This window comes from Cupriavidus sp. HE11 (assembly GCF_056097175.1).
Map to the genome: position 1 here is coordinate 1512209 of NZ_CP184464.1, position 16059 is coordinate 1528267.

The following is a 16059-nucleotide window of genomic DNA, read 5'->3' on the forward strand; positions in this document are numbered from 1 at the left end:
CCCCCGGGAGAGATGACATGCTGCTGATGATCGACAACTACGATTCGTTCACCTACAACCTCGTGCAGTACTTTGGCGAACTGGGCGCCGACGTGCGCACCTATCGCAACGACGAGATCACGATCGAAGAGATCGAGGCCCTGAAGCCTGACCATATCTGTGTGTCGCCGGGCCCGTGCAGCCCACACGAAGCCGGCATCTCGGTGGATGTGCTCAAGCACTTCGCCGGCAAGGTGCCGCTGCTGGGCGTGTGCCTGGGCCACCAGGCCATCGGCGAGGCGTTTGGCGGCAAGGTGATCCGCGCCAAGCAGGTGATGCACGGCAAGGTCAGCACGATCGAAACCACGCAGAAAGGCGTGTTCGCGGGCCTGCCGAAGCACTTCGACGTGACGCGCTATCATTCGCTGGCCATCGAGCGCGAAACGCTGCCCGACTGCCTGGAAGTCACGGCCTGGACGCCGGACGGCGAGATCATGGGCGTGCGCCACAAGACGCTGAACGTGGAAGGCGTGCAGTTCCACCCGGAGTCGATCCTGTCCGAGCACGGCCATGCGCTGCTGGCGAACTTCATCAAGGCGCCCCGATGAGGCGCACCGACTTCTCAGCCTACTCCGCCGACCATCCAGCCGCCCACAATACTGAAGAATCCGCCATGTCCATCACGCCGCAGGAAGCGCTGACGCGCTGCATCGAACACCGCGAGATCTTTCATGACGAGATGCTGCACCTGATGCGGCAGATCATGCAGGGCCAGATCAGCCCCGTGATGGCCGCCGCCATCCTGACCGGCCTGCGCGTGAAGAAGGAAACCATCGGCGAGATCTCGGCCGCCGCGCAGGTGATGCGCGAGTTTGCCAACCATGTGGATGTGAAGGACCGCCAGAACTTCGTCGATATCGTCGGCACCGGCGGCGACGGGTCGCACACGTTCAATATCTCCACCGCGTCGATGTTCGTGGCGGCCGCTGCGGGCGCAAAGATCGCCAAGCACGGCAACCGTGGCGTTTCGTCCAAATCAGGCAGCGCCGACGTGCTGGAGGCGCTGGGCGTCAACATCATGCTGACGCCCGGGCAGGTGGGCCAGTGCATCGAGGAAACCGGCATCGGCTTCATGTTTGCACCGACGCACCACCCGGCCATGAAGAATGTGGCGCCGATCCGCAAGGAAATGGGCGTGCGCACGATCTTCAACATCCTGGGCCCGCTGACCAATCCGGCCGATGCGCCGAACATCCTGATGGGCGTGTTCCACCCGGATCTGGTGGGTATCCAGGTACGCGTGATGCAGCGCCTGGGCGCGCAGCACGCGATCGTGGTCTACGGCAAGGACGGCATGGACGAGGTATCGCTGGGCGCTGCCACGCTGGTGGGCGAGCTGAAGGATGGCGAGGTGCGCGAGTACGAGATCCATCCGGAAGACTTTGGCCTGTCGATGATCTCGAACCGTGGCCTCAAGGTGGCCGACGCCACTGAATCAAAGGAAATGCTACTCGAAGCACTGGGCAACGTACCGGGTACGCCACGCGAGATCGTTTCGCTGAACGCCGGCACCGCGCTCTATGCAGCCAACGTCGCCAGTTCGATCGAAGACGGCATCCAACGCGCGCGCGAGGCCATCGCCAGCGGCGCCGCACGCGAGAAGCTCGATCAGTTCGTGCGCGCCACGCAGCAATTTAAGTAAATCGCCATGTCCGACATTCTCGAAAAGATCCTGGCCGTCAAGGCCGACGAAGTGAACGCGGCGCGCAAGAAGCGCGACCTGCCGAGCCTGCGCGCCGAGGCCGAGAGCCTGCGCGCCGAGCCCGGCCTGGCCCCGCGCGGCTTCGAACGCGCGCTGCGCGAGAAGATTGCCGCCGGCCACGCCGGGGTGATCGCCGAGGTCAAGAAGGCGTCGCCGTCCAAGGGCGTGCTGCGCGAGAACTTCGTCCCCGAAGCCATCGCCGAGAGCTACGCCACGCACGGCGCGGCCTGCCTGTCCGTGCTGACCGACGTGAACTTCTTCCAGGGCCACGCCGACTACCTGAAGCGCGCGCGCGCCGCCTGCGACCTGCCGGCGCTGCGCAAGGACTTCATGATGGACCTGTACCAGGTCTATGAAGCACGCACCTGGGGCGCCGACTGCATCCTGCTGATCGTGGCCGCGCTGGACCACGGCCTGATGGCCGAACTGGAAGACTGCGCGCTGGAACTGGGCATGGACGTGCTGGTGGAAGTGCATGGCGACGACGAACTCGACGCCGCGCTGAAGCTGCAGACCCCGCTGGTGGGCGTGAACAACCGCAACCTGCGCACGTTCGAGGTGTCGCTCGACAACACGCTGGGCCTGCTGCCGCACATGCCGGACAACCGCCTGGTGGTGACCGAATCGGGCATCCTGGGCCCTGCCGACGTGAAGCGCATGCGCGATGCCAACGTCAATGCCTTCCTGGTGGGCGAAGCGTTCATGCGCGCGCCCGAGCCGGGCGTGGAACTGGCGCGGCTGTTTGGCTGAACGACGATTCATCCGCGACTGACTGACCCACGACTGAGCACGGCGATGGCAAAAGAGATCGAACTGAAGCTGGCCCTGCCCGATGCCGCACTAGCGGCCGTGGCGGCGTGGCTCGACGCCCATGGCGAGGCGCGTGGCGAAGTCACAATGCTGAACGTTTACCTGGACACGCCCGCACGCGACCTGGCCCGCGCACGCGCCGCGCTGCGGCTGCGCCGGAAAGACAGCCAATGGCTGCAGACGCTGAAGACCGCCGGCAAGAGCGGCGGCGGCCTGGCCGCGCGGCACGAGTGGGAAACCGAAATTGGCGGAGAAGCCATCGAGCTGGACCACTTCGACGCCCAGGCACGCGCCGTGGTGGCCCCGCTGGCAGACCGGCTCGCGCCGGTCTTCCGTACCGACTTCGTGCGCCGCACGTGGATCGTGGAGCAGGACGGCGAGCGGATCGAGGCCGCCATCGATACCGGCACGATCAGCGCCCCCGGCACCGCCAAGACCGAGCACATCCAGGAACTGGAACTCGAATGGCTGCCGGGCGAGGGCGCGCAGTCTGACCAGGACGACGCGCGCGCCGAAGCCGCGCTGCGCGCCTTCAGCCAGCGCCTGGGCCACGTGGCACCGCTGGCCCCCATGGATCTCAGCAAGGCCGCTCGCGGCTACCGACTTACCGACGCGTCCGATGCAAGCTGACCTCTTCGTCACCGAAACTTCAAAACCCGCCCCTTCCATCGACTGCCTGCAAGACCAGGTCGACGCCCTGCCCGCCGCGTGGCGCAAGCTGCTGGCGCCATGCATCGGCAATGGCGACTGGACATCGCTGTGCGAATTCGTCGACGGCGAGCGCGCCGCCGGCAAGCCGGTATTCCCGCATGCGGTCTTCCACGCGCTGCACCTGACGCCGCCCGATGCGGTACAGGTCGTCATCCTGGGACAGGACCCGTATCACGGCACCGGCACGGTTGGCGGAGTGGAGATGCCGCAGGCGCATGGCCTGGCGTTCTCGGTGCCCGATGGCATCAAGGTGCCACCGAGCCTGCGCAATATCTTCAAGGAGATCGCCGCCGAATATGGTGGCGATCCGGTGCGTGCCTCGGGCAACCTCGAAGGCTGGGCGCGCCAGGGTGTGCTGCTGCTGAACACGGTGCTGACCGTGGAGCAGGCCAATGCGGCCAGCCACGCCAAACGCGGCTGGGAAGCCGTGACCGACTGCCTGATCCACGCGCTCGCCATGTCGCGGCCCAACCTCGTCTTCATGCTGTGGGGCAGCCATGCCCAGGCCAAGCGGGCCCTGCTGGAAGGCCAGACACATTGTGTGCTGGAAGCACCACATCCGTCACCGCTATCGGCCCATCGCGGCTTTCTGGGCTGCGGGCATTTCAGGCAGGCCAACGACTGGCTGGAACGCCACGGGCGGCCCGGAATCGACTGGCAGAAAACCTAAGCGGTCGGGCGCCATTCGAAACCATCGAAGGTTTCGGGTGGCGCCGTCTTCACGTCGACGCGCGACACCTGCGCGGCCGGCGGGCCCTGCTCCATCCACAGCCGCAGCGCTTCGAGCTGCTCGCGCGACCCCGTGGCGATGACTTCCACCGTGCCATCCATGCGGTTGCGCACCCATCCGCCCAGCCCCAGCGCCCTTGCCCGGTCTGCGCAGTTGCCACGGTAGCCCACGCCCTGCACGCGACCGTGGGCCACCAGCTGCCAGGTTTCCGTCGATGCTGTCATGATTCGTTTCATCCATAGGTAAACTACCTAGCCCGGTTGGGCGTTAGGACGTCAGCATACGATGCCTTTGCCCTCTCCCCCAGCCCCTCTCCCGTCATGCGGGAGCCGGGCGCAAAACAGCTGCATCCGGTTCACTGGTGGCCTCTGCCTTCTCCCGCCCTGCGGGAGAGGGAAGCAAAACCGCTGCATGTGATTCACTGGTGACGCTCTCTCCTCTCCCGCAGTACGGGAGAGGAGTCGGGGGAGAGGGCATGGCGCATGACACACCACCGAGGCCGTGCCCATGCCACCAACGCAAAACAATCAAGCGCCCGGCTACGTCGGCCCGCTGCTGACCGCCCCGCCGAACCGCTTCGACTTCGCGCTGCTGCCGATCATCCTGGCCGCCATCGTCATCGTGGCCTATGCCGCGCGCCAGATGGACGTGCCCTATCAGCCGGGCGAGTCACTGGAAATCCACCTCGACGTGGCGTGGCTGCCCTACTATCTGATGCGCACGAGCATCCGCATGCTGGCCGCCTTGGGCGCCTCGCTGGTGTTCTCGTTCGCCTTTGCCGCGCTGGCGTCGCGCAGCCGCACCGCCGAAAAAGTGATGGTGCCGGCGCTGGACATCCTGCAGTCGATCCCCGTGCTCGGCTTCCTGTCGATCACCGTCACTGGCTTTATCGCGCTGTTCCCCGGCAATCTGGCCGGCGTGGAATGCGCGGCCATCTTCGCGATCTTTACCTCGCAGGCCTGGAACATGGCGTTCAGCCTGTACCAGTCGTTCCGCACCATCCCCGGCGACCTGCTCGAAGCGGCGGCCATGTTCCGGCTGTCGCCGTGGCAGCGGTTCTGGCGGCTCGAGGTGCCCTATGCCATGCCGGGCCTGCTGTGGAACATGATGATGTCGATGTCGGGCGGCTGGTTCTTCGTGGTGGCGTCAGAAGCCATTGCCGTGTCCGGCCACGATATCCGCCTGCCCGGCATCGGCTCGTATATCGCCCTGGCGATCCAGCAGCAGAACCTGGCCGCCATCGGCTGGGCGATCCTGGCGATGCTGGTCGGCATCGTGCTCTACGACCAGTTCCTGTTCCGCCCGCTGGTGGCCTGGGCCGACCGCTTCCGCTTCGAAACGCTGGCACAGGACACCGTGCCGCAGTCGTGGCTGCTCAACCTGCTGCGCCGCTCGGCCTGGGTGCATGCGCTGCTGAAACGGACGGCCGCGCTGGCCGGCCGCACGCTGGCCTGGAGCGCGCGCCATCGCAATGTGGTGGCGTTGCCAGCCGCGCCGGTACGCTGGGCGCCGTGGCTGGACCGGCTGCGCGACGCCGTCATCATCGTCATCGCCCTGGCCGCGCTGTATCGCGTGTTCCATTTCGTGCACAGCGAGGTGGGCTGGGCCGAGGCCGCGCACGTGCTGTGGCTGGGCACGCTGACGATGCTGCGCGTGATCGTACTGATCGCGCTGGCCGCGCTGGTCTGGGTGCCGGTAGGCATCCGCATCGGGCTCAACCCGTCGCTGGCCCGGATCGCCCAGCCGATCGCCCAGTTCCTGGCGGCCTTCCCGGCCAACCTGATGTTCCCGCTGGCCGTGATGGCCATCGCCAAATTCGGCCTGAACCCCGAGATCTGGCTCAGTCCGCTGATGATCTTCGGCACGCAGTGGTACATCCTGTTCAATGTGGTGGCCGGCGCGTCGGGCATTCCCACCGAACTGCGGCTGGCGGCGCGCAACTTCGGGCTCAAGGGCTGGCTGATGTGGCGGCGCTTCCTGGTGCCGGCCGTGTTTCCGAGCCTGCTGACCGGGCTGGTCACGGCGGCCGGCGGATCATGGAATGCGAGCATCGTGTCCGAATACGTGACCTGGGGCGACCGTACGCTGGTGGCAACGGGCCTGGGCAGCTATATCGCCGAGATGACCGCACGCGGCGACTTTCCGCGCATTGCCCTGGGCATTGGCGTGATGGCGCTGTTCGTGGTGGGCTTCAACCGGCTGCTGTGGAACCGGCTCTACGACCTGGCGCAGGCGCGCACCCGGCTGTGAAGCCGGCATGAACGACCGGAATTAAGGAATTTACGATGGCACTGCAAGACAACGCCCGTCCGGTGATCGATCTGCGCGGCGTGGGCAAGATGTTCCGCACCGCCGACCACACCGACCGCGCCGTGCTCGAAGGCGTGAACCTGACCCTGCGCGAGGGCGAGATCGTAGCCATGCTGGGCAAGTCCGGCTCGGGCAAATCGACGCTGCTGCGCATCATGGCCGGCCTGGTGGGCGCCGACCGTGGCGAGGTGCATTTTCGCGGCCAGCGGCTGGCTGGCACGGCCGAGGGCATCGCGATGGTGTTCCAGTCGTTCGCGCTGTTCCCCTGGCTGACCGTGCAGCAGAACGTGGAACTTGGGCTCGAAGCCCAGGGCGTCGCCAAGGCCGAACGCACGCGCCGCGCCGAGGCGGCCATCGACATGATCGGGTTGTCCGGCTTCAACAGCGCGCTGCCGCGCGAGCTGTCGGGCGGCATGCGCCAGCGCGTGGGTATCGCCCGCGCGCTGGTGACCGAACCCGACCTGCTGCTGATGGACGAGGCGTTTTCGGCACTGGACGTGCTGACCGGCGAGACGCTGCGCGACGAAATGCTTGACCTCTGGGAATCGGGCCGCGCCAATATCAAGAGCATCCTGATCGTGTCGCACAACATCGAGGAAGCGGTAATGATGGCCGACCGCATCGTGATCCTGTCCAGCGATCCGGGCCGGGTGCGCGCCGAGGTGCCGGTGCCGTTCCCGCGCCCGCGCAACCGCGACGACGCCCAGGTGCGTGCACTGATCGACGAGGTCTACACGCTGATGACGTCGCCCGCCGCACTGGGGCCGCGCGTGCCGGCCATGGCCGCCGCGCAGATCGGCTATCGCCTGCCGGACGCCGATATCAGCCAGATGGAAGCCGTGCTCGACCTGCTGCACGAGTCGCCATTCTTCGGCCGCGCCGACCTGCCGCACCTGGCCGAGGAAGCCGGCCTGACCGACGACGACCTGCTGCCCGCCTGCGAAGCAATGCAGCTGCTGGGCCTGGCAGCCATCGAGCGTGGCGACATCACGGCCACGGCGCTGGGCCGCAGCTACTACGAGACCGAGCCGCCCGAGCGCAAGGTGCTGTTCGGCAAGCAGCTGCTGACCCACGTGGCGCTGGCCGCGCACATCCGGCGCGAACTGGAGCACAGCGAGAACGGCGAAGTCGGCGAAGAGGCCATCCTGCGTGCGATGGAGACCCTGCTGAAGCCCGAGGAAGCCGAACGCGTGCTCAAGATCGCCATCGACTGGGGACGCTACGGCGAGGTGTACGGCTATTCCTTCAACAGTGGGATGCTGACGCTGCCGGAAGAAGAAAATGCTGGGGGCGCAGCAGCCGAGTGAGGCCTGGCCCTCTGCCCCCTCCCCCCCTGCGGGAGATGTTGGCCTCTTGCGTGCCTGAGGGCTACTCCCCTCTCCCGCTCGCGGGAGAGGGGAGAAAAACGTCGCCGCCCGAAGCAAGCCCCTACCGCCCAAAGCAAGCCCCTACCGCCCAAAGCAAGTCCTCCGACGCTCGACGTCCAAGGCAAGCCCGCCGCCGCAAGAATCAACCGGCGGCCGCCGGCACCTCACGTCTTCATCGGCACCCTGATCGCCCGGCCGATGGCGCCGGTTCGCAGCGCAATCTGGGCCGCCGGTTCGCAGCGCGATCCTGGCCGCATCTTCCCGCAGCGCGCGCAGGCGCTGTAAGCGTGCTCCCCTCTCCCGCTCGCGGGAGAGGGGTTGGGGGAGAGGGCAAGCGCGTCGTACTTGGCTAGCCTGGTTAGCACTCCGTACGCCTGCCCTCTCCCCCGCCCCTCTCCCGCCTGCGGGAGAGGGGAGAAAACCGTCACCGCCCGAGGCAAGCCCCTACCGCCCGAGGCAAGCCCCAACCGCCCAAAGCAAGTCCTCCGACGCCCGACGTCCAAGGCATGCCCGCCGCCGCAAGAATCAACCGGCGGCCGCCGGCACCTCACGTCTTCAGCGGCACCCTGATCGCCCGCCCAATGGCGCCGGTTCGCAGCGCGATCTTGGCCGCATCTTCCCGCAGCGCACGCAGGCGCCGTTCCAGCAACGCATTGGAGGCGCGGCCCGACGCGCTGGCCGACGAGGCCGCATGCTGGTCCTGCGTCTTCTGCAGCGGTTCGTTGGCGCCAATCTCGCCGGCGGCGGCGGCCTGCGCCAGCACGTCGGCCTTGCGACGATCCGCCGAATCGGCGATGCGGGCACGGCGTTCGCTGGCTTCGTCGTCCGACACCTGCTGCGCCGGAGCGGGCGCGCCAGCCGTGGCCGACGCCGGCACGGTTTCATGCACCAGCCCCACCCCAGCCACCGCCGTCTCGGCCGGCGTCCGGATAAAGCCCGCGCCGCGCGGGCCGTGCCGTTCCTCGCCTGCCAACCGTTCACTGGCAAGCGTCAGCGAACGCAGCGCGGCATTGGTAGCCTGCTCGATCGCGGTCTCGGCCGCCGGCACATCGAGTTCGCCGTAGTGCTGCCGCACCTGGATACGCGCGGCCGCCACGTGCGCCGCCACCAGATAGTTCTGCACGATAAAGCGGCTCAGGTTGTCCACGGCGCGGTGCCGGCTGCGCGGTTCGTCGAGCATGCGCTGGAACGACCCGATCAGCGCCGACAGGTTGTCCATGAACTGCTTGCGCTGCACGCGATAGGCAAAGTCGTCCTTGGCCTTGCGCGTCAGCAGGTCGCGCGTGGCCGCGATGTAGCGGCGGTTGGCCTGCAGCACGTTCTCGACCAGCTTCGGAATCGCCCGGTATTCCCAGCTTGGTAGTACAAAGCTGAAAATCGACGCGATGATGCCGCCGATCACCGTATCCACCAGCCGCTCGCCCACCACGGTCTGGCTGCCCGGGATCAGCAGGTTAATCTGGATCAGCACCTGGATACAGGCGGCAATGGCCGTATAGCGATACTTGATCTGAACGAACGCGGCGCTGGCCACCAGTGCCAGGTACAGGATGCCGATCAGCAGCAGCGGCTCGTGCACCCAGCGCAGGATGCCCACGCTGACAATGCAGCCGATCAGCGTGCCGATCAGGCGGTCGTTGTACCGCTGCTTGGTCATGCTGAAGTTCGGCTTCAGGATCACCACGATGGTCAGCAGGATCCAGTAGCTGTGCGACGCATACGGCAGGCGGTCGCCCAGCCAGAGCCCCACGGCCACGGCCATCGTGATGCGCAGCGCGAAGCGGAAGGCGGGCGAGCGCCAGTGCAGGTTGTCGCGCACCACGCCGAATTCGTACTTCTGCCGTGTCAGGAACGGCGTCATGTCCGATCCCGGCAGCACCTGGGCCGGCTCCACCGGCGTACGCGATGCCTCGTGCAGCTGGCCCACCAGCGTGATGGCACCGCGAATCATCTCCAGCGTGTCGCGCAGCGCGTTCATCGCCGCCGGCGACACATGGTGATGGCGCAGCTGCTCGATCTCCTCCTCCACCTTGCGCAGGTCGGGACGATAGTCGAACGCGCTGTACGAAGGCCGGCCGCGCGTGACGTCGTAGGCGATTTCCTCCAGGTCCTTGCACAGGCCCAGCACCAGCCGGCGCAGCCCGTCCAGCACCGGCGTGCCGCCAAAGGTCTGGCGCAGCAGCGCGTAGTCGGTATTGGTCGACAGCAGGTATTCGTAGATGTCGAGCATGCGCAGGTGAACCTGCACCAGCAGCCCGTCGTGCGGCGTCTTGTTGCCGCGCAGCACCATGTCGCGGGCGGCCTGCTGGCGCTCGGCCACCACGATCTGCTGGCGCACCAGCCGGTTGAACTGCTCGTCGTAGTCGGTGCCTGCGTCGTAGAAGGCGGCCTTGATCTCCAGGTACCCCGCCATCTCGTACAGCGATTCCGCCAGAATCTGCTGCCTCGTACGGCGCTCCATGATCCAGCTGACGGTCATCGCATAGAGCAGGTAGCCCAGGGCGCCGGCCCCGAACAACGCCGAGTGCTCCAGCGCCTTGCGCACCACGAATTCCTCGTTGATCGTCAGCGTCATGACGAACAGCATCGAGAACTGCAGCGGCATGGTCTTGTTGCCGTAGACCGTCATCATGCCGGCCAGGAACGTGACCAGCACCAGCACGAACGGCATCACGCGCGGGAATGGCGTGGCTAGCGCCACCAGCGCGGTCACCGCCGTGCACAGCAGCACGCTCGCCAGCATTTCGTTGAACTTGTGCGGCAACGGGCTGGGCAGGTCCATCAGGCTCGTGCAGAGCGCACCCACCGATACCACCATGGCACTGGGCAGGTCCATGAACTGCATGGCGATCAGCGTCAGGCCGATCACACCCGTCGCCGATCTCAGGCCACGGTAGATGTAATGCGAAAACAGGAATGTGCGGGGGTCGTGCGCGTATTCCATGGGGCGGGGGCTAGAAGCCGGGCAGATACGGATAAATTGGGGGCAGGCGGGGGGCGGGCGCCGTCATCATGATGGACACGGCGCCGTGACAGGCAGGTTACTGGCCCAGCCAGCGCGCTCGCCCCGCATGCTTGCCAGGTTCCAGCTTGACCTTGTATTGCGAGGCCGGCTCGCGCGCCAGTGTCACCGGCAGCACTTGCAGCTCGTCGCGCCGGAACACGTGCAGCTCGGCCCGGTCGCCCGGGCGGTAGCGCGACAGCAGCTTGTCGAGCTGGCCCGGCGCCACGCGCAGGCCGTCCACGGCCGCGATCAGGTCGCCCGCCGACACGCCGGCCCGCTGGCCCGCACTGCCATCGAGCACCTGGCTCACGCGCACCCAGCCGTCGTCGGTACGGGTCTTGATGCCCAGCGCGGCGCTGCCGCCCGGCTTCTGCGGCTCGGCCACGATGCCGAAGCCGCGGAACAGCGCCGCCAGGCCGATCTCGTCGGTGCCCTCGGTCAGCGCACGCAGCAGCTTGCCCAGGCGCAGGCCGGTCACATCGTCGAACAGCGCATGCACCTCGGCCTCGGTCACGCCGCGCTGCGTGGTGCCCGGCGCGTAGAAGTCGCGGCCAAAGCGTTGCCACAGCGCCCGCATGATGTCGTCCAGCGACCGGCGGCCGCGCGTCTTCTCGCGGATCGTCAGGTCCAGCGCCAGCGCCACCAGCGAACCCTTGGTGTAGTAGCTGACGATGGCATTCGGCGCGTTCTCGTCCTGGCGATAGTATTTCGTCCAGGCATCGAAGGCGCTTTCGGCCACGCTCTGCTTGGTGCGGCCGTTGCCACGCAGCACGCCGTTCCAGGTCTTGGCCAGCATGTCCACATACTGCTGCTCGGTGACCAGCCCGGTGCGGACCAGGATCAGGTCGTCGTAGTAGCTGGTAAAGCCCTCGAACAGCCACAGCAGCGGTGTGTAGGTTTCCTGCGTCAGGTCGTACGGCACGTACGCGGCCGGCTTGATGCGCTTGACGTTCCACGTATGGAAGTACTCGTGGCTGCACAGGCCCAGGAACGTGCGATAGCCCTCGCTGGTCTCGCTGTTGCCGCGCACGGGCAGATCGTTGCGCGCGCACATCAGGGCCGTGCTGGCACGGTGCTCCAGGCCGCCATAGCCATCGGTGGTGACCATCGTCATGAAGACGTAGCGGCGGTTGCTGTCCAGGAACGGCGCGCGGGCCGAACGGGGCTCGAACAGGCGGATCTGCGCCTCGCAGATCTGCTTCAGGTCGCGGCAGATGCGCGCCATGTCCAGCTGCGGCACGCGGCCCGTGAACACCACGTCGTGCTGGGCGCCGCAGGCGCGGAAGGTGCCCAGCGCGAATGTGCCCATCTCCACCGGGTGGTCGATCAGCTCGTCGTAGTCGGATGCCTGGTAGCGGCCAAACCCGTAGCGGCGGGCACCGCCCGGGCCGCGTGCTTCGGGCAGCGCCGTGGCGACGCGCCAGTCGGCATAGGCCTCGCCGGCGGGCGGATGGATATCGACCGTGCACGGATGCTCGTCCTGCCCCACCACGCGCAGGAACACCGAACTGCCGTTGTAGAAGCCGTGGGTGGTGTCGAGATGCGCGCTGCGCACCGACAGGTCCCATGCATAGACTTCGTAGCTCAGCGTCAGCGGTCCCGCCTGCGGCGGCAGCGGCGCGGCCTGCCAGGTCTGCTTGTCGAGCTTGGTCAGCGGCACGCTCACGCGGCCCGCATCGGCACGGATGCGGACGATGTTGCGTGCGAAGTCCCTGATCATGTAGCTGCCCGGAATCCACGCGGGCAACGTGAAGACCTGGCCGGCCGGGTCGGGGACATCCACCGTCACGGTAACGGCGAACAGATGGGCTTCCGGTTGAAGCGGGGCGATGGCGTAGCGGATCGGCGTCATGGTCACGATTGTAGCGTCACACCCCGGACCCGCCGGGGACGTGCGATTTCTCCGAGCCGCGCGCGTCAGCCGTTCACATCGACGACAACCCGCCCGCGCATGCCGCCTTCCATGATCTTGCGACCCGCCTCGATAGCCTCGCCCAGCCGGATCTCTCGCGTGATGGCTTGCAGGCGGTCGGGTGCCAGGTCCTGGGCCAGCCGCTGCCATGCGGTCTCGCGCAGCGGCATCGCTGCCATCACGCTGTCGATGCCGGCCAGCGTCACGCCGCGCAGGATGAACGGCGCCACCGATGCCGGAAAATCCATGCCCTGCGCCAGCCCGCATGCCGTGACCACACCGCCGTAGCGCACCTGGGCGCAGGCGTTGACCAGCGTATGCGAGCCCACCGAATCCACCACGGCCGCCCAGCGTTCCTTCTGCAAGGGCTTGCCCGGCGCGCTCAGTTCGGCGCGGTCGATCACGTCGGCAGCGCCCAGCGCGCGCAGGAAGTCGGCCTCGGCAGCCTTGCCGGTCGATGCCGTCACGCGATACCCGAGCTTCGACAGGATGGCGATTGCCACCGACCCCACGCCGCCCGAGGCGCCGGTCACCAGTACGTCGCCATCGCCGGGCCGTACCGGGCCGTTGACGCCGCCGCGCTCCAGCGCCAGCACCGACAGCATGGCCGTGTAGCCGGCCGTGCCGATCGCCATGGCCTGGCGCGTGGTGAACGCATCGGGCAGCTGCACGAGCCATTCGCCCTTGAGCCTGGCCCGCTGTGCCAGGCAACCCCAGTGCGCCTCGCCCACGCCGTAGCCGTTCAGCACCACGCGGTCGCCCGTCTTCCAGCGCGGATCGCCGGACTCCAGCACCGTGCCCGCGCCGTCGATGCCAGCCACCATCGGCCATTTGCGCACCACGGGCGAGCGGCCCGTAATCGCCAGCCCGTCCTTGAAGTTGATCGTCGAATAGTCGACGGCCACCAGCACGTTGCCGTCCTCGGGCAACTGGCTTTCTTCAAGCTGTGCGATCTGCGCCTGCGTGGACTTGTCGTCGGCCTGGGTCAGCAGCAATGCCTGGAACGTCATGATGGTGTCTCCCGTGTTTTTGTGGATGGGCAAAAGGGGCGTCCGGACAGGGGCGTCCGGAAATGAAAAACGGCCGGGCAGTGCCGGCCGTTCCTGACAGCCGGCGGGGCCCGGCGTCCTGGTTATTTCTTGAGGCTTGCGAGCCTGCGCTCCAGCGTGGCGGCGTCTGCCGCGCCCGGGATACGCGTGCCGTCGGTAAAGAAGACCGCCGGCGTGCCCGAGATGTTCAGGCTCTGGCCCAGGGCCAGGTTGTCGTCGATCGGCGTCTTGCAGCTGCCGTTGCCCACCAGCGCCACATGGTTCAGCATCCAGTCGCGCCATACCTTGGTGCGATCCGTCGAGCACCAGACCTGCTTGGCCTTGACCGACGAGTCCGGCGACAGCACCGGGTACAGGAAGGTGTAGACGGTGATGTTGTCCATCTGCTGGAAGGTCTGCTCGATCTTCTTGCAGTATCCGCAGTTCGGGTCCGAGAACACGGCCACGGTGCGGCTGCCGTCGCCCTTGGTCCACTTGATGGCGCGGGTCAGCGGCAGGTCCGACCACTTGATCTTGTTGATCTCGGCCAGGCGCTCTTCGGTCAGGTTGGTATTGGTCTTGGTATCGATCAGCTCGCCATTGATGATGTAGCGGCCGGTGGAGTCGGTGTAGACCAGCTGGCCGCCGACGTTGACCTCGTACAGGCCCGGCACCGGCGCCTTGGTCACGCTCTTCACCTCGGCACGGCCGCCCAGCATCTTCTGGATCGACTGCCTGATCTTGTCCGTGCCCGGTTCGTCCGCGGCCAGCGCGTGAAGGGCGTAGCCCGCTGCGGCCACACCGCTGGCAAAGGCGGCGATCGCGGCAACGCGGGCGGATCGGCGGCGGAACAGTTGCAACATATTGACTCCAGGTAACGATATGCCGGTCAGTGTGCCGGCTTTGCGTGTCATCGGTAAATCGCCGAAAGCGGGATTGGCCGCATACCGTGCGGCCGGATGGCGAGATTGTCGCGCTTTCCGGGGATTCGGTGTATCCGGGCGATCCGGGTGGAACGGGCCGCGCCTGCCGGGCTAGCCGAGCGCGCGGCCAATCAGGAGCCGCTTGAGCAACCCCTGGCTGCCCACCGCGCGGATCCCCAGATTGCGCATCACACGGGCCGGCGTGCCGGGCAGCGAGAACAGCCGGTGCAGGCCGTCCGTGGCCGCGGTCAGCGACAGCAGGTCGGTGGCGCGGGCCCGTTCGTAGCGGCGCAGCAGGCGCAAGTCGCCCTCATGACGGAACGACTCTTTGTCGGCCATGACCCGCCCAAGTTCCACCACGTCGCGCAGACCCAGGTTCATGCCCTGCCCGGCCAGCGGATGCACCACGTGCGCCGCATCGCCCACCAGCACCACGTGTGGCTGGGCAAAGTGATCTGCCCGCTGCAGCACCAGCGGAAATCCCTGCGCCGGCGTGATGCAGCGCAGCGCGCCGAACCGCGCGCCCACGGCGCCGCTGGCGACCTGGGCCACCGTGGCGGCCAGCGCTTCGGGTGTCAGGGCCAGCAGGTCGCGGGCATGGGCCTCGTCGGCCGACCACACCATCGACACCCGGTTGCCGGGCAGCGGCAGCATCGCCAGGATCTCGCCATTGGCCGATTCCTCGTCGGCCATCAGCTTTTCGGGGCAGCCCAGGAACCACTGCCACGCGGTTTCCTGGTGCGGCAGCTCGCAGCGGAAATTGGCGACCACGCCCAGCTGGCGGTAGCGCCGCTGCGTGGTGCCGATATGACATTGCTGGCGCACCCACGACCGCGCGCCGTCGGCGCCCACCAGGCAATTGGCACGCACGCGCTCGCCGCCAGCCAGCGTGAGCGTCACGCCGTCGACATCGCGCTCCAGTTGCCCGGCCGTGTCGTCGAACCATTTGACCTGATGCTGGAATCGCAGCGCGGTATCGAGCACACGCTCGACATGACCCGATTCGATGATCCAGGCCAGTTGCGGCACGGCGGCGGCATAGGCCGAGAAATGGAGGTCGCCATGCGGCGAGGGATCGGTCTCGCAGGCGCTTTCGTCGCCATAGACGCGCATGTCGCGCACGGGCTGCACGCGCGCCGGATCCAGCGCTTCCCAGACCCGCAGCCGCTCAAGCAGCGCCTGCGAACTGGCGGAGAACGCGTAGATGCGGCTATCCCAGTCATCTTCGCCGGTGCGCGCGGTATCGCCCGCGGGGCGCGGCGCCACCAGCGCCACTTGCATGCCTTGCTGGGCCAGCAGCAGCGCACAGGCCTTGCCGACAATGCCACCGCCGACCACGGCGATCTGGAAGCGGGAAGAAGGATTCGACGACATCTATTGGGCGGCGGCGCTAGGCGCCGGCACGGCAGGTCCGGACATGGCTGGATTATAGCGACGTGACGGGTGCTGCATTGGCAACGCGACGCCAGGCCGCACCGCCGCCAGATCCCGACCGCCCCCGATCCCTGTCCGCCGCGCCATCG

13 protein-coding genes are annotated in these 16059 nt (G+C 67.3%); 7 read left to right on the forward strand and 6 right to left on the reverse strand.

Annotated elements, in window-relative coordinates; all coding sequences use genetic code 11:
* Positions 1-17 precede the first annotated feature (17 nt).
* The 5 genes from ACOABP_RS07000 to ACOABP_RS07020 all read left to right on the forward strand — a co-directional run bounded on the left by ACOABP_RS07000 (position 18) and on the right by ACOABP_RS07020 (position 3932).
* Positions 18-587 (forward strand): aminodeoxychorismate/anthranilate synthase component II, encoded by a 570-nt coding sequence (locus ACOABP_RS07000; protein WP_474227531.1) that lies wholly within the window; start codon positions 18-20, stop codon positions 585-587.
* A gap of 65 nt (positions 588-652) precedes the next feature.
* Positions 653-1681: an anthranilate phosphoribosyltransferase gene (trpD, locus tag ACOABP_RS07005; RefSeq protein WP_066734021.1), complete on the forward strand. Its 1029-nt coding sequence runs from the start codon at positions 653-655 to the stop codon at positions 1679-1681.
* A 6-nt stretch (positions 1682-1687) separates the two neighbouring features.
* The gene (gene trpC / locus ACOABP_RS07010; protein ID WP_474227532.1) at positions 1688-2491 is read left to right on the forward strand and encodes an indole-3-glycerol phosphate synthase TrpC; all 804 of its coding nucleotides are present in this window, start codon (positions 1688-1690) and stop codon (positions 2489-2491) included.
* Between the two features lie 45 nt (positions 2492-2536).
* A complete protein-coding gene (locus tag ACOABP_RS07015; RefSeq protein ID WP_474227533.1) occupies positions 2537-3181 on the forward strand; it encodes a CYTH domain-containing protein in 645 nt (214 codons plus the stop codon).
* On the forward strand, positions 3171-3932 hold the full coding sequence (locus tag ACOABP_RS07020; RefSeq protein ID WP_474227534.1) for a uracil-DNA glycosylase: 762 nt from the start codon (positions 3171-3173) through the stop codon (positions 3930-3932). Before ACOABP_RS07015 ends, ACOABP_RS07020 begins: the two co-directional genes overlap by 11 nt.
* Here the strand turns inward: ACOABP_RS07020 and ACOABP_RS07025 are convergent.
* Positions 3929-4216 carry an acylphosphatase gene (locus ACOABP_RS07025; protein ID WP_474227535.1) on the reverse strand — a complete coding sequence of 96 codons (288 nt, stop codon included), beginning with the start codon at positions 4214-4216 and terminating at the stop codon, positions 3929-3931. The genes ACOABP_RS07020 and ACOABP_RS07025 overlap by 4 nt on opposite strands.
* 283 nt (positions 4217-4499) lie before the next feature.
* Here ACOABP_RS07025 and ACOABP_RS07030 point away from each other — a divergent pair, with 283 nt between their 5' ends.
* Together ACOABP_RS07030 and ACOABP_RS07035 are read left to right on the forward strand one after the other, a co-directional pair.
* A complete protein-coding gene (locus ACOABP_RS07030) occupies positions 4500-6242 on the forward strand; it encodes an ABC transporter permease (protein WP_474227536.1) in 1743 nt (580 codons plus the stop codon).
* Between the two features lie 35 nt (positions 6243-6277).
* Complete coding sequence (locus tag ACOABP_RS07035) at positions 6278-7609, forward strand: ABC transporter ATP-binding protein (protein ID WP_474227537.1); 1332 nt, start codon at positions 6278-6280, stop codon at positions 7607-7609.
* Between the two features lie 607 nt (positions 7610-8216).
* Here the strand turns inward: ACOABP_RS07035 and ACOABP_RS07040 are convergent.
* From ACOABP_RS07040 to ACOABP_RS07060, 5 genes are all read right to left on the reverse strand, one after another.
* A complete protein-coding gene (locus ACOABP_RS07040) occupies positions 8217-10613 on the reverse strand; it encodes an FUSC family protein (RefSeq protein ID WP_474227538.1) in 2397 nt (798 codons plus the stop codon).
* A gap of 97 nt (positions 10614-10710) precedes the next feature.
* Positions 10711-12525, reverse strand: a complete 1815-nt coding sequence (locus tag ACOABP_RS07045; RefSeq protein ID WP_474227786.1) for a M61 family metallopeptidase — start codon at positions 12523-12525, stop codon at positions 10711-10713.
* Between the two features lie 65 nt (positions 12526-12590).
* Entirely contained in the window at positions 12591-13595 is a 1005-nt protein-coding gene (gene acuI / locus ACOABP_RS07050) for an acrylyl-CoA reductase (NADPH) (RefSeq protein WP_474227539.1), read from the reverse strand.
* A gap of 122 nt (positions 13596-13717) precedes the next feature.
* Positions 13718-14476, reverse strand: coding sequence for a DsbC family protein (locus ACOABP_RS07055; RefSeq protein ID WP_474227540.1), 759 nt, complete (start codon positions 14474-14476; stop codon positions 13718-13720).
* A 171-nt stretch (positions 14477-14647) separates the two neighbouring features.
* A complete protein-coding gene (locus ACOABP_RS07060) occupies positions 14648-15910 on the reverse strand; it encodes a UbiH/UbiF family hydroxylase (protein WP_474227541.1) in 1263 nt (420 codons plus the stop codon).
* Positions 15911-16059: the final 149 nt, after the last annotated feature.